Origin of the sequence: Nostoc sp. DedQUE09 (assembly GCF_034530915.1) — a bacterium.
In the GTDB taxonomy this organism is placed as follows: Bacteria; Cyanobacteriota; Cyanobacteriia; order Cyanobacteriales; family Nostocaceae; genus Nostoc.
Map to the genome: position 1 here is coordinate 21,988 of NZ_JAVRCE010000004.1, position 24,147 is coordinate 46,134.

Annotated in this window: 23 protein-coding genes; 11 read left to right on the plus strand and 12 right to left on the minus strand. The window is 42.5% G+C overall.

What is annotated here, in order from left to right; all coding sequences use genetic code 11:
• The first annotated feature begins 901 nt into the window (after nt 1-901).
• From RMY27_RS03575 to purF, 4 genes are all read left to right on the plus strand, one after another.
• Nucleotides 902-1,216: a hypothetical protein gene (locus RMY27_RS03575; protein WP_322660499.1), complete on the plus strand. Its 315-nt coding sequence runs from the start codon at nt 902-904 to the stop codon at nt 1,214-1,216.
• Nucleotides 1,203-1,595 (plus strand): type II toxin-antitoxin system death-on-curing family toxin, encoded by a 393-nt coding sequence (locus RMY27_RS03580; protein ID WP_322660501.1) that lies wholly within the window; start codon nt 1,203-1,205, stop codon nt 1,593-1,595. The genes RMY27_RS03575 and RMY27_RS03580 overlap by 14 nt, the downstream gene beginning before the upstream one ends.
• A 43-nt stretch (nt 1,596-1,638) precedes the next feature.
• Nucleotides 1,639-4,014, plus strand: coding sequence for a phosphoribosylformylglycinamidine synthase subunit PurL (purL, locus tag RMY27_RS03585; RefSeq protein ID WP_322660503.1), 2,376 nt, complete (start codon nt 1,639-1,641; stop codon nt 4,012-4,014).
• 399 nt (nt 4,015-4,413) lie between these two features.
• Nucleotides 4,414-5,913 (plus strand): amidophosphoribosyltransferase, encoded by a 1,500-nt coding sequence (purF, locus tag RMY27_RS03590; RefSeq protein WP_322660504.1) that lies wholly within the window; start codon nt 4,414-4,416, stop codon nt 5,911-5,913.
• A 91-nt stretch (nt 5,914-6,004) separates the two neighbouring features.
• Here purF and lysS read toward each other — a convergent pair whose 3' ends face one another.
• Nucleotides 6,005-7,528, minus strand: coding sequence for a lysine--tRNA ligase (gene lysS / locus RMY27_RS03595; RefSeq protein WP_322660505.1), 1,524 nt, complete (start codon nt 7,526-7,528; stop codon nt 6,005-6,007).
• Nucleotides 7,529-7,611: 83 nt separating this feature from the next.
• Here lysS and RMY27_RS03600 point away from each other — a divergent pair, with 83 nt between their 5' ends.
• Together RMY27_RS03600 and RMY27_RS03605 are read left to right on the plus strand one after the other, a co-directional pair.
• Nucleotides 7,612-7,782: a hypothetical protein gene (locus RMY27_RS03600; protein ID WP_322660507.1), complete on the plus strand. Its 171-nt coding sequence runs from the start codon at nt 7,612-7,614 to the stop codon at nt 7,780-7,782.
• Nucleotides 7,783-7,799: 17 nt separating this feature from the next.
• Nucleotides 7,800-8,141, plus strand: coding sequence for a Uma2 family endonuclease (locus RMY27_RS03605; protein WP_322660806.1), 342 nt, complete (start codon nt 7,800-7,802; stop codon nt 8,139-8,141).
• Nucleotides 8,142-8,159: 18 nt separating this feature from the next.
• On the opposite strand, the gene RMY27_RS03610 is transcribed toward RMY27_RS03605, so the two are convergent.
• From RMY27_RS03610 to RMY27_RS03630, 5 genes are all read right to left on the minus strand, one after another.
• The gene (locus RMY27_RS03610) at nt 8,160-8,585 is read right to left on the minus strand and encodes a hypothetical protein (RefSeq protein WP_322660509.1); all 426 of its coding nucleotides are present in this window, start codon (nt 8,583-8,585) and stop codon (nt 8,160-8,162) included.
• 54 nt (nt 8,586-8,639) lie between these two features.
• Nucleotides 8,640-9,761, minus strand: coding sequence for a geranylgeranyl reductase family protein (locus RMY27_RS03615; protein WP_322660511.1), 1,122 nt, complete (start codon nt 9,759-9,761; stop codon nt 8,640-8,642).
• 194 nt (nt 9,762-9,955) lie between these two features.
• Nucleotides 9,956-10,504, minus strand: a complete 549-nt coding sequence (frr, locus tag RMY27_RS03620; protein WP_322660513.1) for a ribosome recycling factor — start codon at nt 10,502-10,504, stop codon at nt 9,956-9,958.
• Entirely contained in the window at nt 10,491-11,219 is a 729-nt protein-coding gene (pyrH, locus tag RMY27_RS03625; RefSeq protein WP_094348577.1) for a UMP kinase, read from the minus strand. Before pyrH ends, frr begins: the two co-directional genes overlap by 14 nt.
• Before the next feature lie 71 nt (nt 11,220-11,290).
• Complete coding sequence (locus tag RMY27_RS03630) at nt 11,291-11,845, minus strand: thioredoxin family protein (protein WP_322660516.1); 555 nt, start codon at nt 11,843-11,845, stop codon at nt 11,291-11,293.
• 469 nt (nt 11,846-12,314) lie between these two features.
• Between RMY27_RS03630 and RMY27_RS03635 the strand changes: the two genes are divergently transcribed.
• A complete protein-coding gene (locus RMY27_RS03635) occupies nt 12,315-13,217 on the plus strand; it encodes an alpha/beta fold hydrolase (RefSeq protein WP_322660517.1) in 903 nt (300 codons plus the stop codon).
• A 300-nt stretch (nt 13,218-13,517) separates the two neighbouring features.
• Here the strand turns inward: RMY27_RS03635 and RMY27_RS03640 are convergent, their stop codons facing one another.
• The gene (locus tag RMY27_RS03640; RefSeq protein WP_416212305.1) at nt 13,518-13,733 is read right to left on the minus strand and encodes a hypothetical protein; all 216 of its coding nucleotides are present in this window, start codon (nt 13,731-13,733) and stop codon (nt 13,518-13,520) included.
• Nucleotides 13,734-13,757: 24 nt separating this feature from the next.
• Here RMY27_RS03640 and RMY27_RS03645 point away from each other — a divergent pair, with 24 nt between their 5' ends.
• Nucleotides 13,758-13,913, plus strand: coding sequence for a hypothetical protein (locus RMY27_RS03645; protein WP_322660519.1), 156 nt, complete (start codon nt 13,758-13,760; stop codon nt 13,911-13,913).
• Between the two features lie 183 nt (nt 13,914-14,096).
• Here RMY27_RS03645 and RMY27_RS03650 read toward each other — a convergent pair whose 3' ends face one another.
• Nucleotides 14,097-14,798, minus strand: a complete 702-nt coding sequence (locus RMY27_RS03650) for an SEC59/DGK1/VTE5 family protein (RefSeq protein WP_322660521.1) — start codon at nt 14,796-14,798, stop codon at nt 14,097-14,099.
• A gap of 61 nt (nt 14,799-14,859) precedes the next feature.
• Here RMY27_RS03650 and yidD point away from each other — a divergent pair, with 61 nt between their 5' ends.
• The 3 genes from yidD to ychF all read left to right on the plus strand — a co-directional run bounded on the left by yidD (nt 14,860) and on the right by ychF (nt 16,659).
• Nucleotides 14,860-15,096 carry a membrane protein insertion efficiency factor YidD gene (yidD, locus tag RMY27_RS03655; RefSeq protein ID WP_322660523.1) on the plus strand — a complete coding sequence of 79 codons (237 nt, stop codon included), beginning with the start codon at nt 14,860-14,862 and terminating at the stop codon, nt 15,094-15,096.
• 198 nt (nt 15,097-15,294) lie between these two features.
• The gene (locus tag RMY27_RS03660; protein ID WP_104905863.1) at nt 15,295-15,522 is read left to right on the plus strand and encodes a hypothetical protein; all 228 of its coding nucleotides are present in this window, start codon (nt 15,295-15,297) and stop codon (nt 15,520-15,522) included.
• Nucleotides 15,523-15,567: 45 nt separating this feature from the next.
• Complete coding sequence (gene ychF, locus RMY27_RS03665) at nt 15,568-16,659, plus strand: redox-regulated ATPase YchF (RefSeq protein WP_322660525.1); 1,092 nt, start codon at nt 15,568-15,570, stop codon at nt 16,657-16,659.
• A 164-nt stretch (nt 16,660-16,823) separates the two neighbouring features.
• On the opposite strand, the gene RMY27_RS03670 is transcribed toward ychF, so the two are convergent.
• From RMY27_RS03670 to RMY27_RS03685, 4 genes are all read right to left on the minus strand, one after another.
• Nucleotides 16,824-17,738, minus strand: a complete 915-nt coding sequence (locus tag RMY27_RS03670) for a hypothetical protein (RefSeq protein WP_322660527.1) — start codon at nt 17,736-17,738, stop codon at nt 16,824-16,826.
• Between the two features lie 141 nt (nt 17,739-17,879).
• A complete protein-coding gene (locus RMY27_RS03675; RefSeq protein WP_322660811.1) occupies nt 17,880-20,183 on the minus strand; it encodes a response regulator in 2,304 nt (767 codons plus the stop codon).
• Nucleotides 20,184-20,188: 5 nt separating this feature from the next.
• Complete coding sequence (locus RMY27_RS03680; RefSeq protein WP_292814634.1) at nt 20,189-20,638, minus strand: response regulator; 450 nt, start codon at nt 20,636-20,638, stop codon at nt 20,189-20,191.
• The gene (locus RMY27_RS03685; RefSeq protein ID WP_322660530.1) at nt 20,632-23,199 is read right to left on the minus strand and encodes a GAF domain-containing protein; all 2,568 of its coding nucleotides are present in this window, start codon (nt 23,197-23,199) and stop codon (nt 20,632-20,634) included. Before RMY27_RS03685 ends, RMY27_RS03680 begins: the two co-directional genes overlap by 7 nt.
• Nucleotides 23,200-24,147: the final 948 nt, after the last annotated feature.

Consider the following 24,147-nt stretch of genomic DNA (forward strand, 5'->3'; position numbering starts at 1 on the left):
CGGTCTACTAAAGTGAGTGCGAGGTATTAGCACTCGATAGGCATAAAATCCCCAATTTGATCATACCTTCCCCACATTTGGTAGTGGCTGTGGCAAAATCTCTGTCAAGTTACCAACCAGTTGTGGGGAAATTTATAGGTATGGGGCAAAACAGTTTCGTTAGAGGTAGCGGGGCGTTTAGCCCGTTCCGAGTTCCGAGTTTAAATTTTCCCTACTCAGCACTCAGCACTCATTACTCAGGACTCTTGAAGGGCATTGCTCAAAAGACAAAAACAATATAGATACAAAAAACCGACAGTCCTTGATTAAGGCTGTCGGCTATTAAGTGTGTTCCCTATTAATGACTCGGCTAGAGTTCAGTTGTCATTAATTATGCCTAGTTACCAATCGCTGGGAGACGATCCTAATCATCGATATGTGTGATTCTCGTCACTTGATTGTTACATCTAAACTGCATATACCCGAATAATTTCTGAGTGGGACTAGACTCACGTAAGTAAAGGAGCTAGAAATTTCACCAAGATTAAAAAATCAAGTTATCTTTAAAGACTAAAGCATTTTGTGTGCTAGTGATCTTAATTTTGTCTAGTTCATGGTCGGAATAATCCTGTTGAGTGCATTTTGGGGTTGTACTACCCTTCCATCCAAGAAACAAGTTTGCTTGTAATAAAGGCTGTATAAGTATCTATTGCCAATATTTACCAAGATGGAAATACAAGTATTTAGTTAGAGTTTAAATTGAAGAGCGATCGCGCTTCAATCTACAGGAAGTAAAATTGCGTAGCTTGCCGCCGTAGGCATCGTGTTTTACAACATAATGAGTAAATCACAATAGGGCGATAAGCTAGAGTTAGCAAGAAAACTGATTCATAACTGGCAAAAAACCTAGCTTGGGGTAACGATGGCAACAGAACAAAAGCACAGCAATTATTTATCAGAAGCCGAAAGCCGTTTGCGTCAACTTTCTCTTGAGAAGTTGCGAGTAGCAGTTGCAATTATTGCTTATCTGCAAAAAATAGAACAAAACGAAGCTATTGACAAAATATTATTAAATATTCCTGATTTTGCCAAATATTTGCGCGAAATTGAACAAAATGAAGACAAATTAGAAAATACTGCCTCAAATCAGATTGCCTCAGATGAAGAAGTATGGCAGGCTTACTTAGCAGTTGAAAAAAAATGGGAAGAGGTATTCCTTCAGCTTGCAGACTCTTAAATTTCTCACTATTTCTCAAGTCTTAGATATTCATCAACGCCAAATTCAAAGATTTGGTGGAACATCAGGTGTGAGAGACGAAGGTTTGCTAGATTCAGCACTGGCACAAGCTCAAGCTACTTTCAGCGGTGAACTTCTCCATCCAACAATTCACGAGCAAGCAGCAGCGTACCTTTACCATTTAGCAATGAACCATCCGTTTATTGATGGCAATAAGCGTACCGCTTTCGCTGTTATGCTTACTTTTTTGAGCTTAAATGGCTACACTCTCAATCTATCTCAAGAGCAAGCTTACAACTTGGTGATTCAAGTAGTTCAGAAAGAAATATCCAAAGAAGAATTATCTGCATTTCTGGAACTGTACTTACAGGGCAAGTAAATCGATAGAATAATGCTCTGTCCCCCCAGAGTGCATTACTTCCATGACTGCAACCTCAAAACCAGCCTTTTCCCCCCAAGAAATTGCTGCTGAAGGTCTTAAACCAGAAGAATACGCAGAAATTGTCCGTCGGCTAGGCCGTCATCCCAACAAAGCTGAACTGGGAATGTTTGGCGTCATGTGGTCAGAGCATTGTTGTTATAAAAATTCTCGACCTCTACTCAAACAATTTCCTACCGATGGTCCCCGCATCCTCGTGGGGCCTGGTGAAAATGCTGGTGTTGTAGACTTGGGTGATGGACTCCAACTAGCTTTTAAAATTGAATCCCACAACCACCCCTCAGCGGTCGAACCCTTTCAAGGAGCCGCAACGGGAGTCGGAGGTATTCTCAGAGATATTTTTACAATGGGTGCGCGTCCTATTGCCCTATTAAACTCGTTGCGCTTTGGTTCCTTAGAAGATCCCAAAACCCAACGACTGTTTAGCGGTGTGGTGGCAGGAATCTCTTATTATGGGAACTGTGTGGGAGTACCGACCGTTGGCGGCGAAGTTTACTTTGACTCTGCTTACTCTGGTAATCCTCTGGTGAACGTTATGGCACTGGGGTTGATGGAAACCTCAGAAATCGTCAAATCTGGAGCATCTGGCTTAGGCAACCCCGTGTTGTATGTTGGTTCCACCACTGGGCGCGACGGTATGGGAGGCGCGAGTTTTGCTAGTGCAGAATTGAGCGATCAATCCATAGACGATCGCCCTGCTGTACAAGTGGGCGATCCATTTTTGGAAAAGTCGTTAATTGAAGCTTGTCTGGAGGCGTTTAAAACGGGTGCAGTTGTCGCCGCTCAAGATATGGGAGCAGCGGGAATCACCTGTTCTACCTCAGAGATGGCAGCAAAAGGCGGTGTGGGAATTGAACTAGATTTAGATAAGATTCCCGTCAGAGAAATGGGGATGGTTCCTTATGAATATCTGCTTTCGGAATCTCAAGAGCGAATGCTGTTTGTTGCTCATAAAGGGCGCGAGCAAGAATTAATTGACATTTTCCATCGGTGGGGACTTCAAGCCGTTGTTGCTGGTACAGTCATCGCCGATCCGATTGTGCGAATTCTCTTTCAGGGTGAAGTAGCAGCAGAAATTCCCGCTGAAGCTTTGGCGGAGAATACCCCACTATATAACCGGGAGTTATTGGCAGAAGCACCAGAATACGCGCGTCAAGCTTGGGAATGGACTGCTGATTCCCTACCTCCTTCTACAACTGCTGGAATAGAACTTTCAGGAGGACTGCAAAGTTGGAATGATATTCTCTTAACTTTGCTCGATACACCGACGATCGCTTCTAAAAATTGGGTATATCGTCAGTATGACCATCAGGTACAAAATAATACAGTAATACTTCCAGGTGGCGCAGATGCGGCTGTTATCCGTTTGCGCCCTCTTGAAGAAATCCCTAATCTCAAATCCCAAATCCCAAATCTCAAATCAGGAGTGGCGGCGACGGTAGATTGCAATCCTCGTTATGTATATCTTGACCCTTACGAAGGGGCTAAGGCAGTGGTGGCAGAAGCTGCACGCAATCTTAGCTGTGTGGGTGCAGAACCTCTAGCGGTGACGGATAATCTAAATTTTGGCTCTCCAGAAAAACCCATTGGTTACTGGCAATTGGCAGAAGCTTGTCGCGGTTTGGCGGAAGGTTGCCGAGAATTGGCGACACCAGTGACAGGTGGTAATGTCTCTTTATACAATGAAACTCTTGATTCTCAAGGCAACCCACAACCCATTTATCCCACTCCTGTGGTGGGTATGGTGGGTTTGATTCCTGATATAACCAAAATTTGTGGTCAAGGTTGGCAAACATCGGGCGATGTAATTTATCTTCTCGGATTGCCTTTGGCATCCCAAATCAGTTTGGGAGCATCTGAATATTTAGCCACTATCCACAATACTGTTGCCGGAAAACCACCACGGGTAGATTTTGACTTGGAACGCCGCGTCCAGAAAGTTTGCCGTGAAGGAATTCGTAATGGTTGGGTACGTTCAGCCCACGATTCTGCTGAGGGAGGAGTGGCAATCGCCATAGCCGAATCTTGCCTTGCTGGCAATCTTGGTGCCGAAATCAATTTAGAAATAGCGCAAACACAGTTAAACCGACTTGACGAGGTGTTGTTTGCCGAAGGTGGTGCCAGAATTTTAGTTTCTGTAGCATCAGCACAACAAGAAATTTGGGAATCATATTTACAGGAACATTTGAGTCAAGAATGGCAAAAACTGGGTGTAGTTAGTAATTTTGAGACTGGTTTGGGGGTTTTCACCACTGATAACCAAACCTTAATCAAAGTTAGTATCAAAGATATGAACGATCGCTATTCCCATGCGATCGCCAAACGTCTCGCCATCCATACCGCTACTTCTGAGCGCTGAATGCTGAGTATTTAAACTTCACTCACAACTATTAGCGTCTCTGAGCAAAATTAGGGTACTGTTTTAATGGATGGTTAAAGATTTGTTAAGAACTCCTCAGCCATCTAATAATCCCAGTGACTGACTACCAATTTTAGATTTTGAATTTTAGATTTTGGATTAGGGGCGTTGCTTCTAGTTCATATTTTGCTCTTACTGGGCAAAAAATCTAAAATAGCCATTTTAAAATTCCAAGCCGCATCTTTACCAGGGTGCGATCAATCCAAAAGACGCTCTCTACGAGACGCTGCGCGAACGCGGACTCGCTAACGCTCCGCTATCGTCAATCGTTCGACTGAGCGTAGCCGAAGTCTCAAATCCAAAATTGATTGACCCCCCCCCACCAGGAGCAAAGCTAGCATGATTTCTATTCATTCTGTCACTTCGGATGAATACCCCGACCAGACCAACAACCCAATCAATAGTCATGAAAATCAACCTGACAAGCCAGAAGAAGCTTGTGGTGTTTTTGGCATCTACGCCCCAGGAGAAAACGTTGCTAAACTGACCTACTTTGGATTGTATGCCCTCCAGCATCGGGGTCAAGAATCAGCTGGTATTGCCACTTTTGAGGGGACAAAGGTACATCTCCATAAAGATATGGGCTTGGTGTCTCAAGTCTTCAATGAATCTGTCTTGGATCAATTGCCTGGTAGTCTTGCTGTTGGTCACACTCGTTATTCCACCACAGGTTCTAGCCGCAAAGTTAATGCCCAACCCGCAGTACTAGAAACCCGTTTAGGTTCAATAGCTCTTGCACACAATGGTAATTTAGTCAATACTGTGCAACTACGTCAAGAGTTGCTTGAGAATAAATGTAACTTAGTGACAACAACAGACTCAGAAATGATCGCTTTTGCGATCGCAGAAGCCATAGATACGGGCGCTGATTGGCTAGAAGGTGGAATTCAGGCATTTCAACGTTGCCAAGGAGCCTTTAGTTTAGTTATTGGCACTCCCGTCGGCGTTATGGGTGTCCGTGACCCTAATGGAATCCGTCCCTTAGTAATCGGCACTTTGGCAGGTAATCCAGTCCGTTACGTTTTGGCTTCCGAGACTTGTGGTTTAGACATCATTGGAGCCGAATACCTGCGAGACGTAGAACCAGGTGAATTAGTTTGGATTACTGAAGAAGGTTTAGCTTCTTATCATTGGAGTCAAAAATCTGAGCGGAAATTGTGTATCTTTGAAATGATTTACTTTGCCCGCCCTGATAGCGTCATGCACAACGAGAGTTTGTACAGCTATCGAATGCGATTAGGACACCAGCTAGCTAAAGAATCTTTTGTAGATGCCGATATTGTTTTTGGTGTTCCTGATTCTGGTATACCTGCTGCCATTGGATTTTCCCAAGCGTCTGGTGTCGCTTACGGGGAAGGACTGATTAAAAATCGCTATGTTGGGCGAACCTTCATTCAACCAACCCAAACCATGCGGGAATCAGGTCTGCGGATGAAACTCAACCCCCTCAAAGATGTGCTGGTAGGTAAACGAGTAATTATTGTAGATGATTCGATTGTACGGGGTACTACCAGCCGTAAACTAGTCAAAACCTTACGTGAAGCAGGTGCAGTAGAGGTACACATGCGAATTTCGTCTCCGCCTGTAACTCATCCCTGCTTCTATGGCATCGATACCGATTCTCAGGATCAGCTGATTGCTGCTACTAAGTCAGTAGCAGAAATTGCCAAGCAACTGGAAGTAGACAGTCTCGCCTATCTGAGTTGGGAAGGAATGCTAGAAGCGACACGAGAAGACACCAATAGTTTCTGTTCTGCCTGCTTTACCGGAGATTATCCCGTGACGATTCCTGAGCAAGTGAAACGTTCTAAGCTGATCTTAGAAAAGGTAGTGGTGTAAGGGCTTCAAACAGAAGAACCCCACCCCGCCAAAGCTACGCTTTGTCTCCCCTCCCCGCAAGCGAGGAGGGGATTAGGAATGGGGTGTAAGATTAGGATTCTTCTGGGGATGATTCTGATTTTTCTGGCTTGAGTAAGGGGAAAGCGATCGCATCCCGAATACTGGCACAATCGGTTAATAACATCACCAAGCGATCGATCCCAATCCCTAAACCACCTGTAGGCGGCATACCATATTCCAAAGCGGTGAGAAAGTCTTCATCTACACCTTGGGCTTCTAAGTCACCAGCAGCTTTTCTTTCAGCTTGGGCTTCTAGGCGTTCTCTTTGATCGATAGGATCGGTCAATTCTGAGAAGCTATTCCCAGTTTCTCGCCCGACGATAAATAACTCAAATCTTTCCACTAAACCAGGTTGAGAACGGTGGGGTTTTGCTAGAGGCGAAATTTCTACTGGATAATCAATTACAAAGGTAGGTTGAATTAAATTAGCTTCTACCTTCTCTTCAAAGGCTAAATTTAGTAACTTACCAATTGATTGAGCTTCATCTATACCAGGAATAGCAGCATTTTTACTTGCTGTTTTTGCTTCTTCCAAACTTTGGAACGAATTAAAATCTAAGCCTGTAAATTCTTTAACTAAATCGTGCATTGTCACCCGCCGCCAAGGTGGTGTTAAATTTATCGGTTCCCCTTGGTAGGTGATTTCTAATGTGCCGAGTACCTCTTGGGCGACAGTGGTAATAATCCCTTCCGTCAGCGCCATCATATCGTTGTAGTCGGCGTAGGCTTGGTAAATTTCAATCGTCGTAAATTCGGGATTGTGTCGAGTTGAAATCCCCTCATTGCGGAAAACTCGCCCCAATTCAAACACCTTTTCAAAACCACCCACAATCAACCGCTTGAGATGGAGTTCTGTGGCAATTCGCAGATACAATTCCATTTCTAAAGTGTTGTGGTAAGTGATAAATGGACGCGCATCTGCACCCCCAGTTTCACTTTGCAAAACTGGCGTTTCAATTTCCAGAAAATCCCGTTCTTCTAAATAGCGGCGAATACCAGCAGTAATTTGAGCGCGACGGCGGAAAGTTTGCCGCACTTCTGGGTTTACAATTAAGTCAACGTAGCGCTGACGGTAGCGCTTGGCAACATCCGTTAATCCATGCCACTTGTCGGGTAGGGGCAACAGGGATTTAGTAAGGATAGTATATTGTTTAACGTAGACAGATAACTCGCCCTTTTCAGTCCGTTTAATAGTACCTTTGGCTCCTAAAATGTCGCCTGCATCTGTAAGTTGTTTTAAGTGATTGAAGGCATCGGCATCAATATCTGCCATACCTTCTTGGATGCGATTTTTATCTAGATAAAGCTGAATTGTACCGGTTTCATCTTGCAAAGTGAAGAAAGCCAATTTACCAAAAACGCGACGCGCCATAATGCGTCCGGCTATGGCAACTTCTAAATCGACTTCTTCACCACTGGATAAATCGGCAAACTTTTCTTGCAACTTCGCTGCATGATGGGTGGATTCCCAACGATAGGCATAAGGATTAGTCCCTAGCTGCTTGAGTTGTTCTACTTTCTCCAGCCTGGCGGCTCGGATATCTTCTTCCGACATGGTAACGAACTAAATAGGGCAAGATTAATTATAGATGCTGCCAAAGTTGAGAGTAAGAGATAATCACCTAAAAGTGATGTGCGATGGTCAAAGGAAATCCAATAACACAAACTAGAGTGCGCCTGTGGACTATAAACGAATATCACCGGATGTTTGAAACGGGTATTATTACAGAGGATAAAATCCTCCTCACGCAGCAACAACGCTGTGTGCGTCTGACTACCTCAAGCGGCTGCTATCAGAAGTTGCCTTAGTTCGGGTACAAGATCCCATTCAGTTAAGCCAATATTCGGAACCTGAGCCAGATATCGCTGTTGTCCGCATCGATTCGCGAAAGTATATCGTTCGCCATCCTGCACCCAATGAAACCTTTTTATTAATTGAGGTAGCGGATATAACACTAGAAACAGAGCGTAAACAGAAAGCGCCTCTTTATGCGAAAGCAGGAACTAATGACTACTGGATTTTGGATGTGAGTCAGCGTCAGGTTTATGTTTTTCGCGAACCAAGCTTGAAGGGTTACAATCTGGAATTTATTTTGCAGGAGAATGCAACATTATCCTTGATTGCATTTCCAGAAATTGAAGTCCAGATTAGTCAGCTGTTTCCATAAGTTATACAAATCAAACTATTATTTCTCTCCTCTTGTCAGTAAATGCCTAGATGAAACAGCTTTCATTTTCAAGTTAGTAAATTGCACGATCGCCTTTACTAAATCTTGCTGTTCTGGTTGCAAATTTAATTTTTCTAGCGCTTGCTTAATATTATTACCAGCCCGGAGATTGTGATTAAGTTGGTCACGCTGGGATGAGTTTAACACTGCTGCAATTTCCCTATTTCTTCTCTGACGCACAGCCTGGAGTTCTTGCCGTTGTAAGGGAGTCAGGTTGATCTCTGACGAGGTGAAATAACTTGCAGTTTTGGTAGTTTGGGCGAAAATAACACCAGAAGTAGTATTGATTTGAAGGGGTGCAGCTAAGGCAATTCCCGGCATGAAGAGGACAAGAACAAGAATATTAGCGAACACAGATAGCTGTTTTGTCAAGTAAATTGCCATATTGAGAAATATCTATTACACTGCGGCGGAAGTTTGCTTACTTTAACAAGTTACTCAAGTCCCAAAACCAGGAATTAAACGCTTGAGGGCACGACTGGCAACGTCGCCATAGCGCAGTTCTCCACACAGAATCTTACCCATGATTTTCGCACCGGAAGGACGCTTAACACCAACTTTGTAGCCAATGCCAGGAAAGCGATAAAATGCTCCACCTAATTTTTGCGCCCAAGCCATTTCAGTACCCCATTCTTCATTAATCGCTTCGCTATATTTTTCTAAAGCGTTGGTATCACCAGAAAGTGCCTCATGAATGGCTCCTGCTGCAATTAAACCGCTAAAAATTGACGGACGAATGCCTTCTGCTGTCATCGGATCGACAACACAAGCAGCTTCCCCAGCTAAAACTGCATTTTGAGTATGCAACTTTTGGTTGCCATCCCACAAGCAAAGAGGATAACCATATTGCTTGCCAGTTTTGATATCTACATTAAACGATCGCGCGTACTCATCTAAAATTTTCTTAAAATCCTGGGGTTTGCCGCCGACAAATGTACCGACACCAATAGAATAACCGTCCGCCTTCGGGAAGTTCCAAATGTAGCCGTTTTTCACCAAGCCAAACTCGAAATGAATTGTAGATTTATCCTTTACCTCCGCGGCCACTTCTGCTTCTAAAGCTCCTGCTAAACGGCGTTTACGATCTTTGAAGCCTAGCCATTTTGCCATTGGCCCTTTAACACCATCAGCCGCAATTAAGTAGCGACCTGTAACTGAGCCATTAGCTGTGTTAACTTGCCAGTAGTCACTTTGAAACTCAATACCCGTTACTTCCGTATTATCTCGTAGTTCAGCTCCTTGCTTTTGCCCTTGCTGCACTAGGAAATGGTCAAAAATATCTCGTCGCACCATCCAAACTGGTTCTTTGGTGGCGATTTTTGCTTCTACGGGGTCGCCTAAATTCCAGGTAAAGCGAAGAGAGTCGGCTTTTACAGAAATTACTGGGCTAAAATCAAAGTCAAACCATTGAGCGATCGCTGGAGATACACCACCACCACAAGGTTTATATCTTGGTAGAGATTCTTTTTCCAACACTAATACTGAGCGACCTTGTTTGGCTAAATGATATGCAGCTGTTCCACCAGCTGGCCCAGCGCCGACGATGATGCAGTCGTACATATTGAATTTTTGCTCCAGAATTAGTTTATTTTCTATCGAGTAGGGGCAATTTATGAATTGTTCCTACTTTAATTATTCATGTCTACTTACTTACTCGATCAATTTTTCTAGGATTTATGCAATAACTTAAGAAATGATAAAGGCTGAAGAATTTATCCATTATCCTTCAGCCTTTATACTTAAGACTTTAGACTTTAAACAGTCGTGATGTCTTTTTCTTTTTCTGCCAACAGTGCATCTATTTTGGCAGTATACTCATTTGTCAATTTTTGCAACTTGTCTTGTTGGTCTTTTGATTCGTCTTTGGAGATTTCAGAGGCTTTCTCCTGTTTGCGAATGGCGTCTATAGCATCACGGCGAATGTTACGAATAGCAACACGACCCTCTTCAGCATATTTTGATGCCATTTTGACGAATTCTTTACGGCGCTCACTCGTTAAGGGTGGAATATTCAACCGGATTACAGAACCGTCGTTACTAGGTGTTAAACCCACATCTGAGAGGGAAATAGCCTTCTCAACGATGTTTAGGGTGTTGCGCTCATAGGGTTGAATTAAGATTGTCGTAGCATCTGGCGTGCTAATATTTGCCAGTGATTTCAAGGAAGTAGGCGAACCGTAATAGTCCACCAATACCTTATCTAATAGACTCGCATTGGCGCGACCAGTGCGAATCGAGTTAAAAGCTCGTTGAGTCGCCTCAACGGTTTTTTGCATCGTACTTTCAGCTTCAGCTAATTTCACAAGAACCTCCCACAAGGGTGCCGATGGATTCTCCCAAGACTGCTCGGTGGATATTTCCTCGCACCGTTAGGTCAAATACCAGAATTGGGATATTATTTTCTTTACACAAGGCGATCGCAGTACTATCCATCACCCGCAAATCTTGGGCTAAAACGTGCGCGTAGGTTAAGCTATTGTAACGCTTGGCGTCAGGATAAATATGAGGATCGGCATCATATACTCCATCTACTTTGGTGGCTTTAAAAATCACCTCAGCATCGATTTCTGCTGCTCTTAATGCCGCAGTCGTATCTGTAGTAAAAAACGGATTTCCTGAACCAGCACCAAAAATTACCACCCGTCCTTTTTCAAGATGACGGATGGCACGACGACGAATATATGGTTCTGCTAATTCTTGCATAGCGATCGCAGTTTGCACCCGCGTCTGTACTCCTATGCGTTCTAGCGAATCTTGCAGCGTCATGGCATTCATTACCGTGGCAATCATCCCGATATAGTCAGCGGTTGCCCTGTCCATCCCCGCCGACGCTGCTTTGACGCCACGAAAAATATTGCCGCCGCCAACAACTATGGCGATTTGAGTACCAGTGGCTATCACCTCTGCTAATTCTTGTGCTATTCCTTTGACCACTTCTGGATCAATGCCATAGCCCATGTTTCCCATTAAGGCTTCACCGCTCAGTTTGAGTAAAACCCGTCGGTAATTCGTTCCCATGAAGTTACGCTTTATCAAAAAAGTTGCAATTGCCTCCAATTTAAGATAACAGTTACAGGGACTATCTATGTCTAGTTACGCCAAATCAATGTAGTACCTACTGGTTCTGTTTGTGGTATGGCTATTTCTTCACCTTTAAATAGAGAGGCGATCGCAGTTCTCAAATAATCTTCTCCCACTGAGAATGGTTCTTGGGGATGATTATCAATTTTACCTTTATAGCGGACTATACCGTTAGTATCTATGAGAAAGGCTGTTGGTGTTTTTGTTGCGCCGAAACTACCGGTCACATCTTGCGTTGAGTCCCACAGGTAGGGGAAATTCAACTGGTGACGTAAGGCAAAAGCTTTCATATTTTCAAAGCTTGACCTAGTGTCGTAGTCAACATTACTACCATTGAGTCCAATTAGTGTGAAGCCTTTGGGGGCAAATTCGGCTTGAATGTTTTTTAGTCTGCCTAAATACCGATCGACATAAGGGCAGTGGTTACACATAGAAATAACGCCGACTGCTCGGAACTTCTCAAGATAACGCCTGAGATGGTGTACTTGACCATCAATTCCTGGCAATTCAAAATCTGGTGCGTAGCTCCCAACGGGAGTATCAATTGTTTCTAGTAGATTCATGATTTCTGGCCCGCAGAACTAGGAACAAGAAAAATATTGTTAAATTCAGCGTCAGTTTCCAGTTGCAAACCACCCCTTAGCCGATGCCTCATATTCGCCAATCTTATAGACCAAATTTGCGATCGTAAATTGTGAAACTACTGAATCTAGCACGGATGCTAATTCACTCACATCTAAAAAATAGCCCAAATATTACTCATATTAGAAACGTTATGATTTTTAATACTGACATAATCTCAGTTGTGAGGAAATTACCTCTATCAATAAGATGAAAACTCTCTATACTGGATAAAATTATCAGCTTGATGCTAGGATTATTCAGCCTAGAAGCTTTTGTGGTATATGTATAGGCTATCACTAGAGCAAAGGATTAATTTTGAAAATCTGATAAATTTTCTGCAAATTCAAAACAATTTTACTTGTGCTTTGCTGCTAAAAAGCTTTTAGCATTCTTTACATCAAATTTCCCATGACAACCTCAAGTTCAAAAACAGCACTTAACTCTACAAAAACCTGGATTTGGCAAGATTTTCCGATCTGTTACCAAACCCAAGGAACTACTGGGCCAGCTGTTGTCCTGGTGCATGGATTTGGTGCTTCTTGGTGGCACTGGCGAAAAAATATTCCGGTATTAGCGGAAAATTGCCGTGTTTATGCGATCGATTTAATTGGTTTTGGCGCTTCCGCAAAACCTGAACCTGGTGAAAAAATTAACTACACACTAGAAACCTGGGGACAACAAGTAGCAGATTTTTGCCGTGAAGTGGTGGGTGAGCCAGCTTTTTTAGTCGGAAATTCTATTGGCTGTATTGTAGCCATGCAAGCAGCAGTAAGCAACCCAGATATTGCTTTAGGAGTCGCTTTGCTCAACTGTTCTTTACGGCTGTTGCACGATCGCAAACGGGTAACTTTACCTTTATCTCGTCGTTACGGAGCGCCTCTACTGCAACGCCTGTTATCTATCAAACCAGTTGGTGATTTCTTTTTCAATCAACTTGCCAAACCGAAAACAGTGCGGAAAATTCTGCTGCAAGCTTATGCAAATGCTGAGATGGTGACAGATGAGTTGGTAGATATTCTCACTTCACCAGCAAGCGATCCGGGGGCTGTGGCTGTGTTCCTTGCTTTTACTTCTTATTCTACAGGGCCATTACCAGAAGACCTTTTGCCACTGTTACAGTGTCCTGCGATTATCTTGTGGGGAACAGCCGATCCGTGGGAACCAATTAAATTAGGGAGAGAATTAGCTAACTTTGGGCAAGTAGAAAAGTTTATTCCTTTAGAGGGAGTTGGGCATTGTCCGCAGGATGAAGCGCCGGAGTTAGTCAATCCGATTTTACTCGATTGGATTTTGAAGCGATCGCAGTCATAAACTCGGCTCAATTTTCACGTAATGGATGGTGTTGAATATAATCAAAAAGATTTATTTTTTGTTAATTGAGCCGATACGAAAAATTGGCAATAGGACTATGGTCTTAATTAAATTAAGAGTTTGACTTAGCGATAAAGCCCTCTCTAATAGGAGGGCTTTATTATAGTTCTTGAAGTTTTAGTCCAAAAACTTTTAATACCAATTCAATTAATGATTGCAACACATCCTTGGGTAAAGACGCGATGAATCGCGTCTCTACAAAGAGTCTATTTGTCCCATTCTTTTTTCAAATTGGTATAACTACTTCTTCTTATCTTCATCTAGTGCTTTTTGGATAGCTTGGCGACAAAATTCAGGAGGATCGTCCTTAGCCTTTACCTCTTCCTTCATTTCCTTAGAGACTCTAAAACTCAATTGGTCAGTTAATGGCTTATCTCCCTTTGGTTGCGCTGGTTCAAAATTTTGAGGGTTCCCTTTAGGATTAGGCATTGTTGAGAGGGTTTTAGCGTTATTCAATTTCTTGAAGGTGTAGTAGATGAGATGAACTCACCCACCGATGAGCAAGCGGCGCTGATTAAGCTGACAATGGAAGGAAAGGCTATGAGCTACCCTGACAGATACGACCAAGAAAGCTTGCTTAACTTGCACAAGGCTAAGATGTATCTTGAAATTGCGATCGGACTACTAAACCAATAAATCAGTTTTGAGGGTTTGTAGTAAGCACTAAAGTGCTTAGAAAATAAGAAGGACTAAAGTCCTTACTACAAACTTCTTTACCAGTATTGGACTTAACCCAGAAGCGCTATATTTATTAACTTACAAGAAATTTTGGGCATTATCTCTTGTTTGCTCAATTAGGAATAGTACTCAAGGCAATTACTAATTCAAAACTAACTGAGTTAAAAAGAAAGCAAGGGCTGCACTGCCTAAGGGAACTGTCAAATTATCAATACCTAAAAATGAAACAGCTTCTAAAGCCGTAGCTATAACTGCTACTAATAGTGATATCGCCCAAGTTTGCCAACTGTTTCCTTGAGTTCCAACTAAAATGAAACTACTCACAACATAGCTAACAAGCATCATAGTTAGGGAGCCTTCCCAACTTTTTTCTGTCCCAAAAACTTTATACTTATGTTTACCAAAGCGTTGCCCAATTAAGGCTGCTAATCCATCTCCCCAAGTCATCACCAAAATTCCGAGTGCTGCGTATTGGGGTTGTTGTAAGTACCAAAACCAGGCGACTAAAATACCGAAACTGACAGAGTAAAAAAATGTCCCTAAACTTTGCCGTCCAACGCTATTAATACCAGGAAGAATTGGCAATCGGTAGGATAATAAGGTGATTGCACTCGCTAAAATAGAAGCTGTAATCCCTACGCTGGCCGGAATATCTAGCCACCAAGCGATTAAAATCACATTTCCAGTGCCAATATGAACTATCTTCCGCACGATTTCTGGCTTGTCGGCAAAGCGGTTTACCACCCCTGCAATCAGGAGGATGAGTAACACCCAAATTGCAGCTATCGCAATTTGCAGCCAGAAAACCGGAATTGAGGTGAAGTCAGAAAATGTAATTAACAAAGATGCGACAAAATTAAAATTTTTACCCCTGTTACTAATTTATAAGATTTGGGTAGCTGCAATGAAATTATTATTTATTTGGCTGATTCGGGGCTACCGAATGTTTATCTCGCCGTTGTTTCTCCCAACTTGTCGCTTTCAACCAACTTGTTCGATGTATGCTATTGAAGCTATTGAACGATTTGGTGTGTTGCGTGGTAGCTGGATGGCAACTCTGCGAATTTTGCGCTGTCATCCGTTTCATCCAGGTGGTTACGATCCAGTGCCAGAGGTGGTAGAAAAGGTTAGAAAGGAGTAGTTTTGTGCAAATGGTGGGGAATTGAGGGGTGAAATTTAAACGCAAAGGGGCGCAAAGGGAAGCGCAGAGGGACGCAGAGAATGAGAGGGGCGGTAAATTATTAAAGGTGTGTTCGTGGGTATAGGTATTTGGGGAGATGTCAACAGATGAGGTTGTCATCTAGCGTGGGAAGGTTGAATAATTTAATTTAGACTTACGATGATTAATCCTACTGCAATTTCTATACCTGAACCACAAATTCCTACTCCTGGGCCGAGTCCGCTACCTAGTCCCAATCCTGAGCCGAATCCGCTACCTAGTCCCGAACCTGTACCGGGGCCAGCGATTCCTCAACCGTTACCGGGGCCTGTACCAGAACCAGTACCTGCTCCCATTCCTCAGACGGTTCCAGGGACAATTCCCCAAACCATACCGGAACCTGTTTAGATTACCTTGGTAATGTAATCCAAAATCTCAAATCTAAAATCCAAAATGCTAAGAGCCGGAATTGTCGGACTTCCCAACGTCGGAAAATCTACTTTATTTAATGCTGTAGTTGCTAATGCCAAAGCTGAAGCAGCTAACTTCCCTTTTTGCACGATTGAACCGAATGTCGGCGTTGTCGCAGTACCGGATGAACGGTTAAATGTTCTTGCTAAGATTGCCAGTTCGGCACAAATTATCCCAGCGCGGGTTGAATTTGTCGATATTGCCGGTTTAGTTAAAGGTGCTAGTCAGGGTGAGGGATTAGGGAATCAATTCTTGTCCCACATCCGAGAAGTTGATGCGATCGTTCATGTAGTACGTTGTTTTGAAAATGATGATATTATCCACGTTGCTGGTTCTGTTGACCCAGCGCGAGATATTGAAATCATTAATATAGAACTGGGTTTATCAGATTTAGCACAAATTGAACGGCGAATTGACCGCACTCGCAAACAAGCTCGTACCAACAAAGATGCACAGTTTGAAATCACAGTTTTAGAAAAATTAGCTGCGGCTTTAAATGAAGGTAAATCGGTGCGTCAGGTAAGCTTGAATGAAGAAGAAGCAGTAATTATTAAAGGATTAGAACTGCTCACTTATAAACCGATTATCTACGCCGCGAATGTATCTGAGGATGAGTTGGCAACGGGTAATCATTTTGTCGAAACAGTGCGGCAAATTGCAGCTACAGAAAATGCCCAAGTTGTGATAGTTTCGGCTCAAGTTGAAGCTGAATTAGTGGAATTACCAGAGGAAGATAAAGCTGATTTCCTCGCGTCTTTAGGTGTGGAAGAAGGCGGTTTGAAATCATTGATTCGGGCAACTTACACGCTTTTAGGTTTGCGGACATATTTCACTAGTGGTCCCAAAGAAACCCGCGCTTGGACAATTAATGCCGGAATGTCTGCACCCCAAGCTGCTGGTGTAATCCACAGTGATTTTGAAAGGGGATTTATTCGCGCCGAAACTGTTGCTTATAAAGATTTGGTAACAACTGGTTCGATGAATGCTGCGAAGGAGAAAGGGTTGGTTCGCAGTGAAGGGAAAGAGTATGTTGTGCAGGAAGGGGATGTAATGTTGTTCCGATTTAATGTGTAGGGATAATTATTGGGTGGCCGTTATCGATAAGATAATGGTCAACTTACACTAAGTTGCGTAGGCTTTGCCCGCCGTAGGCATCGCCATAAATAAATTGACAAATATTGTATAATGTGCATAAAAATATGCAAGGCGATCGCAAATAAACCAGCAATCCTCAAAATCTAGTAGCTACTTCCACCCACAATATATAGATAAGAACCCAAATTCTCGTCGTCTGTACCAACCACTACACCGCCTTTTGCACCGGGAACAAGTTCCATAGCTTCAATTTTGTGATAATTAGAGCGGTAGAGGGGAACAAATTGAGAATTTTGCCGCCATACAATTTTGTTTTCACGCAATCCCAAGTAACCAGCGACATACACAGCTGACTGAAATGGGCCATCATCCCCAGCATCACTTGCTGATGTGATGTACACAATTCCTACAGGGTCTACTTTAATATCTGAAATATGGCGAACATTGCCAGATGGAAACGGTACTTTCAGATTGGCAGAACCTGCAAGAGTAATTTGATATTTAGCTAAGTCGAATATTCCCCAAAAAATAGTTGCTGGTTGTTCTCTTTCACCTCGATGCCCCCAAATAGCAACTAATTTCCCATCTATATTTTGTAATCCAAATGCTTCAAGATTATTTCCTTGAATAATTTCTGGTAGACTGAATTCTTTGAGAACTGAGATGGTCTTGTTGGTAGAGTCTAACCTGATGTAATAAGCTTTTCCAGAACTGCTTAAAGCGATAAAAGAAGATTTTGTTTTCTCTGGAACAGATGTTAAAGCTTCTAAGTCGATGGGCAATTCTGTATTATTTGGCCAATTCAATGGGAAATATTTAGGTTGGCTTTTACCCTTAATCCTGACGATTGCTAAACGACCTTGGTTTTTTTGTTTGTTGTCATGAACAATCAGAAAATCGAGCGTATTGCTTTGTTGTTCTATCAAAGCTATACCACTGATACTGAAATGGATGCCACCGTGAACTGGACGCCAATCTTGCGCCCAAGCTTTCTGGGATATGAGTAACACTGCACCTAAGACTACTATATTGATAATTAACCTAAGAAACCGAGGCATATTGATTTAGGCAAGTTGTGAGTATCGGTAAAAGGATTGTGTTAACGGATGAATCATATCAAATCCAAGCAATTTGCACCCACATCAATAAAACAGCTTTTTGAACTCACAACGACCAGTATACTTACGTAATTAGTTGACTCACGATAGTACTTTCTGTAAAGAAAGCAATAATTCATTGACAGTATAGGGCTTCGACAAAAATGTATTGACACCAATAGCTGCTATTGCACTGAGCTTATTGTCAGACATAAGTCCACTGCTGGCAATAATTCTGACTTGGGGGTTGATTTTTTGCAAGGTACGCATGGCAGTTAAACCATCCAGTGAGGGCAGCATAATATCCATGAGGACGGCACTAATTTTGTCTCTATTTTGAGCATATAGCGCGATCGCCTCAATGCCATCACTAGCAACTAAGATTTTGTAGTTGTGAGCTTCTAGCGATGTTATCGTAATCTCTTGAATGGCGGCTTCATCATCCACAACCAAAATCAATTCTCCATGTCCTTTGTGTGGTGGCAAATTTTCGGGGCTAATTGTTTCCATTCCCTCTGCGGCTGGTAAGTAAACCTGAAAGCTAGTGTCACTCCCCGGTTCACTAAACACGTTCACAAAACCTCCGTGACTTTTAATAATCCCCAGCACTGTGGAAAGTCCTAAACCAGTGCCTTGTCCGACATCTTTTGTAGTAAAGAATGGCTCGAAAATTCTATCTAGCATTTCTTTAGGAATCCCAACTCCAGTATCGGAGACAGTAATCACTATGTAAGGCCCCTCTTTGGCTTCTAGATTCATGCGGGCATAATTTGCGTCAATCAACATATTTTCGGCAGAGATACTCAAAGTACCGCCATCGGACATAGCATCGCGGGCGTTAACGCAGAGGTTCATCAGCACTTGATGCAGTTGCGTACTATCTCCAGAAACCATCCACAAATCTTGCGGTACATTAGTGCTGATTTCTATTGATTTGGGAAAAGTCTCTTTAAGAATCTTGGCAATTTCCACAATTATATGTTTGAGTTGCAAAGTGATGTGCTTTCCTTCTACACCCCGCGCAAAGGACAGCACCTGTTTGACTAAATCAGCACCGCGTCTAGCGTTAATTTCTAAAATTTCTAGTAGATGACGAGTCCGCTCATCTGCATTGGGAAATTTCAGTGGTAGTAGTTGCGCTCCTGCCAAAATCGGTGTCAGGATGTTGTTGAGGTCGTGAGCAATACCACTAGCTAAAGTGCCAATACTTTCTAGGCGTTGAGCGCGAAATAATTGGGCTTCTAAGTGCTTTTTTTCAGTAATATCTGTGTCAACGGTGAGAATTGATTTGGGTTTTCCTTGTTCATCGCATACCAGACTCCAGCGACTAGCTACAAGGACTTCTTTGTTCGTTTTAGTAAGTTTTGTTAACTCACCCTGCCACTTACCTTTACTAATAGCTTGCAATAGAGCTGCTTCAATTTCCGGTGAAGGTTCGTCATACAAAAGTTCGCTAGCATTTTTACCCCATGCCTCTGTAGCTTGCCACCCATAAAGTGTTTCTGCACCTTTGTTCCAGAAGATAATTTGATTGTTTAAATCTCGGACGCAAATGGCATCTGTGGTGACATCTAGTAATGCTGCTTGTTCGCGAATTTTTTCTTCTGCCAATTTGCGTTCGCATAGCGCGGCTTGCCGTTCGCGTAGCGCAGCTTGTCGTTCGCTAATATCTATACTGGCGCATGTCACCCCAACAATTTCTTGGGTTTCATTCCGCAGTGGCTCGACAGTTAAATCGTAATATCGCGTTATATCTTTGATGGTAATTGATACTTCCTCTCGCGTTCCTATGCCTGTAGTCAGGACTCCATGTTTAATTGCGATCAGACGTTGGGCATCTTGTACTGGGATGATATCTAAGTCTTGTTTGCCCAATATTTTCTCAACTATCAATCCAGATGGGGGATTGTAAACCCAAGTGTACCGTAAATCTTTATCCTGGTTATAGACAAAGATTGGAGAGTTTTTAAGAGCAACCCGAAATCGCTCCTCACTCTGCCGCAGTGCGTTGTCTGCCCGTTGACGTTCAATGGCATAACGCATAGATCGCACCAGCAAGTCACCAGTTACTTGCCCCTTCACTAAATAATCTTGCGCTCCTTGTTGCATTGCGCTAGTTGCTAGGGTTTCATCATTTATACCCGTCAGCACAATGATTGGAGTTGCTTTTGCCTGATTGTGAGCGATGACAAAGGTTTGCAATCCCTGACTATCTGGTAGGGAGAGGTCTAACAAAATTACATCAAAAATTTCGTTTGTCAGGTAGTTGACTGCTTCATCAAGCCGTTCAACAGGCATCAACTCAACTACAACTGTGGTAACTTCCTTAAATAACTCTTGTAACAATAAGACATCACCAGGGTTGTCTTCTACTAATAAGACTTTAATAATATTTTTACCTGCCATTTCCACTACTCCGGCGGCAGTTTTACGATCGCAAACCAAAAATTTTCTATTGATTGGACAATTTTAACGAATTGATCGAAATCTACTGGCTTAGTTATATAACAGTTGGCAAAAAGGTTATAGGCTTTGAGGATATCTTCTTCAGCCTGGGAAGTCGTCAAAACTACTACAGGAATTCGTTTGAGGTTTTCATCTCCTTTTATTTCTGCTAATACCTCTCGTCCATCTTTTTTCGGAAGGTTAAAATCGAGCAGCACAATATCTGGATGAGGTAATTTAGCATATTTTCCCTGTTTTCGCAAGAATGCCATTGCCTCTACACCATCCTCGACTACGTTCAAGTGAATTGAGATTTTACTATCTTCTAGGGCGATGCGTGTAAGTTGGACATCGCCAGGATTATCCTCTACTAACAAAACCTCAATAGGCATAATCGCTGTTATGGTGTTTACCATTGCTTACCTGCTCTATCTGGAATTGTGAAGTAGAAAGTCGAGCCTTGACCCGGTTTCGACTCAACCCAAATCCGGCCGCCGTGGCGTTCGATAATTTTTTTACAAATTGCCAGACCAATTCCAGTACCTGGATACTTGTCTCTAGCGTGCAAGCGCTGAAAAATTATAAAAATACGTTCACTATATTGGGATTCCAAACCAATTCCATTATCACGCACGGAGAACAACCATTCATCCTCCGAGGGGATAAAATTTAAATTTTTTTCATGTAATATATTATCTGCATCTCCCTTACTGACCCCAAGGTGAATTAATGGCTGTTGACGATCGCAAAATTTGATCGCGTTGGCAATCAGGTTTTGAAATACTTGTGTCAATTGGGTAGCATCAGCCATCACTTGAGGGAGAGTATCGTAGGTGACAACTGCCTTTCGATCTGCGATCGCAACTTGAAGATTGCCTAGCACCTGTTCTAAGACAACACTACAATCAACTGGTACAAAAGGCTGTCCACGGGTACTGACGCGGGAATAGTTTAACAAATCGTTGATGAGGGTCTGCATCCGGCTGGCCCCATCTACTGCGTATGTAATAAACTGATCCGCATTGGCATCCAGTTTGTTTTTGTATCTCCGCTCCAGCAGTTGTAAATAACTAGTTACCATCCGCAACGGCTCTTGCAAATCATGGGAAGCTACGTAGGCAAACTGTTCTAATTCTGCATTAGAACGAGTAAGTTCCTGACTTTGCTGGGTTTCTTTTTCTAATAGTTTTGCCTGAGATAAAGCAATTCCAATTTGGTTCGCTAATTGCTGTAACAAATCCATCTCAAACTGATTCCACTGTCGAGGTGCGCTACACTGATGAGCTAGCAATAAGCCCCAAATATCGTCTCTGACAAGAATCGGCACTACCAAATTAGCCCTGATAGCAAACTGCTGAAGAAATTCTCGATGGCATGGTTGGATATGAGCAGATTCAATGTCTTCAAGGGCACTTACTCTTCCGTGGCGATATCTTTCTATATATTCTTCTTTAAAGCAGGGATCAAAAAGATTTTTTCCTAAAATTACCGGCCAACCAGGTAGCACTGCCTCTTGTACCACTGTTCCCGAACCGTCAGCTTCCAGCCGAAAAATCAAAACCCGGTCAGCTTGTAGTAGTTTTTGTACCTCTGTGACACTGGTTTGAAGAATTTCATCTATTTGTAAAGATTCTCGAATTTTTAGGGTGATTTCGGCAAACAGTTGCGATCGCAGATTTTGCCGCTTTAATTCTTCATCTGCTTGCTTGCGATCTGTGATATCAGTATAAGAACCAACCATCCGTACTATATCACCCAATGCGTCCCAAAGTGCCTGTCCTCGATCAAGAATCCATCTATAGCTGCCGTCTTGGCACTGGACTCGATATTCACAGACGTAAAACGGTGTCTTCTTGGCAAAGTGGTCTTGGAAAGCCTGAAGTACCCAATCTCGCTCATCGGGATGGATTCGTTTTGTCCATTCATCCCAATGGTTGGAAACTTCGTAGTCTTTATAGCCGAGCATTTCCTTCCATCGAGTTGAAAAGAACACTTCATTAGTCTTGAAGTTCCAATCCCAAATACCATCATTATTACCATGTAATGCTAATTGCCAACGTTCTTCACTTTCTCGTAGTGCTTCTGCTGTTTTCCGTCGTTCAGTAACATCTTGAAAATAAACAGACAAGCCGTCTTTTGCTGGATAGGCGTGAACTTTAAGCCACTGCTGCTGTGGCAGATACAATTCCTCAAATTCGACACTAACCTGTTCTAAGATTGCCCTGCGATATTCACAATCAAATGTTGTGCCGATAATTTCTGGAAACACCTCCCAGATGTTTTTACCTAAAAGCTGATTGTGAGTTTTTTGCAACAGCCGTTCTGCTTGACCATTAATATAGGTGAATTGCCACTTTTGATCCAAGGCAAAAAAACCATCAGTGATACTTTCGAGAAGATTGGTGATGCGGGTTTTGGCGGCTTCAGATTGGGCGCGGGCTGCTTGCTCGTGCGCCACTAGTTTCTCAGTAACTTTAGATACCTCACTTACATGACGCCTGAGTTCGAGTTGGTCGATTACCAGGCGGCTCAAACCCACAAATGCCTCCACTTGTTTTTGGCTTAGTTGTCGTGGAACTTGGTCGATTGCACACAGAGTTCCCAACATATCTCCCTTCGGAGTAATTAAGGGTACACCTGCATAAAATCGTATATATGGATAGCCAGTTACTACCGGATTACTTGCCAACTTCTCATCAGCTAGGGTATCAGGAACCACCACAACATTACGCTGCTCTTGGCAAAGATAAGATAATCCAACAGTCCGGGGCATTTCTGATACATCTAAACCTATTTTTGCCTTAAACCATTGACGGTTTTCATCAATAAAATTTACCAAGGATATAGGAGTGCCACAAATAAAGGCCGCTAACTGAGCAAGATTGTTATAGGCTTCTTCAGGTTCTGTGTCAAGAATTTGATACTGGCGGAGGGCTTCTAACCTCGCTATTTCTGTATCAATATGTCTAGGTTTCATTAACTTTTTTTAATAAATCTAAATGTGATATCCAGCCAGCAGCGTTATTATCTCAAGAATCGCTTAACTTTTGTTACAAATTCTTAATCCTTTCCTCACCTTTGGCTGTTCAGGAAAGTCTGTTAAAAGCGATTTTTAAAGGATGTTTGACAAGTATTTTCGTAACATCTAAGCCTTATATCATGTCCAGCTAATTAGTTATAATCCCCTTTCTCTATGCAGAAAGCCCAAAAACCCATCCCCTCTGCCCCTCTGCCCCTCCGCTCCTCTGCGGCCTTAATGATAAGTCTTTAACCGGACATGATATTAGAAACCTAACTCTCCCAGCCCCCTTTACCTACAAGACAATGGGCGTTTCAAAGTCTTTCTCCGTTTCAGGGAGAAATTTTAAGAGGGGTTTTGAGTATACTTTACAACTTTTTCAACAAGCTCTTATCAGCCATTGCCTGTCTACGCCACAAATTTATTGCGTAGGCATAGCCTGTCGTAGACATCGCACTAATCCTAGTGTAGACAAATTTAGGACTGATATTAGTTACTGTGCATGATTAGATTTATTTATTAGACAGAGGAGATTTAATGAATTGACCAGAGTAATTTACCAGTCGGACTAAACCATTCTAGGTCGATGCGATCGTCTTCTACTGTGTCGAAATTCTGAGGAAAACTGGCTTTTACATTAATGCGAAATTTATCTGCATCAGCATCGATGCACAGGGGCTGATTGTGAGATATCGCTCTAGTATTTCCACTACATAGTTAAGGTAGTCTCTATTTGCTCATTCAGTGTACTACTGATGTATAAATAAACTCCATCAGAAAACAGCAAATGTATTAAATTTGCAGAAGACAGCGAGTATCCTAAAGTATATTTTTTACTCTGTTTTTGAAGTTAATAACTTCAAGCTACGTATTTATGCGGTTAAACTATAGTTCAATTTTTGAGTT

Coding starts and splice junctions, on each gene's coding strand:
- RMY27_RS03575 (WP_322660499.1), top strand. CDS start 902: ATGGCAACAGAACAAAAGCACAGCAATTATTTATCAGAAGCCGAAAGC.
- purL (WP_322660503.1), top strand. CDS start 1,639: ATGACTGCAACCTCAAAACCAGCCTTTTCCCCCCAAGAAATTGCTGCT.
- purF (WP_322660504.1), top strand. CDS start 4,414: ATGATTTCTATTCATTCTGTCACTTCGGATGAATACCCCGACCAGACC.
- lysS (WP_322660505.1), bottom strand. CDS start 7,528: ATGTCGGAAGAAGATATCCGAGCCGCCAGGCTGGAGAAAGTAGAACAA.
- RMY27_RS03600 (WP_322660507.1), top strand. CDS start 7,612: ATGGTCAAAGGAAATCCAATAACACAAACTAGAGTGCGCCTGTGGACT.
- RMY27_RS03610 (WP_322660509.1), bottom strand. CDS start 8,585: ATGGCAATTTACTTGACAAAACAGCTATCTGTGTTCGCTAATATTCTT.
- RMY27_RS03615 (WP_322660511.1), bottom strand. CDS start 9,761: ATGTACGACTGCATCATCGTCGGCGCTGGGCCAGCTGGTGGAACAGCT.
- pyrH (WP_094348577.1), bottom strand. CDS start 11,219: ATGGGAACGAATTACCGACGGGTTTTACTCAAACTGAGCGGTGAAGCC.
- RMY27_RS03630 (WP_322660516.1), bottom strand. CDS start 11,845: ATGAATCTACTAGAAACAATTGATACTCCCGTTGGGAGCTACGCACCA.
- RMY27_RS03635 (WP_322660517.1), top strand. CDS start 12,315: ATGACAACCTCAAGTTCAAAAACAGCACTTAACTCTACAAAAACCTGG.
- RMY27_RS03645 (WP_322660519.1), top strand. CDS start 13,758: ATGAACTCACCCACCGATGAGCAAGCGGCGCTGATTAAGCTGACAATG.
- yidD (WP_322660523.1), top strand. CDS start 14,860: ATGAAATTATTATTTATTTGGCTGATTCGGGGCTACCGAATGTTTATC.
- RMY27_RS03660 (WP_104905863.1), top strand. CDS start 15,295: ATGATTAATCCTACTGCAATTTCTATACCTGAACCACAAATTCCTACT.
- ychF (WP_322660525.1), top strand. CDS start 15,568: ATGCTAAGAGCCGGAATTGTCGGACTTCCCAACGTCGGAAAATCTACT.
- RMY27_RS03670 (WP_322660527.1), bottom strand. CDS start 17,738: ATGCCTCGGTTTCTTAGGTTAATTATCAATATAGTAGTCTTAGGTGCA.
- RMY27_RS03675 (WP_322660811.1), bottom strand. CDS start 20,183: ATGGCAGGTAAAAATATTATTAAAGTCTTATTAGTAGAAGACAACCCT.
- RMY27_RS03680 (WP_292814634.1), bottom strand. CDS start 20,638: ATGGTAAACACCATAACAGCGATTATGCCTATTGAGGTTTTGTTAGTA.
- RMY27_RS03685 (WP_322660530.1), bottom strand. CDS start 23,199: ATGAAACCTAGACATATTGATACAGAAATAGCGAGGTTAGAAGCCCTC.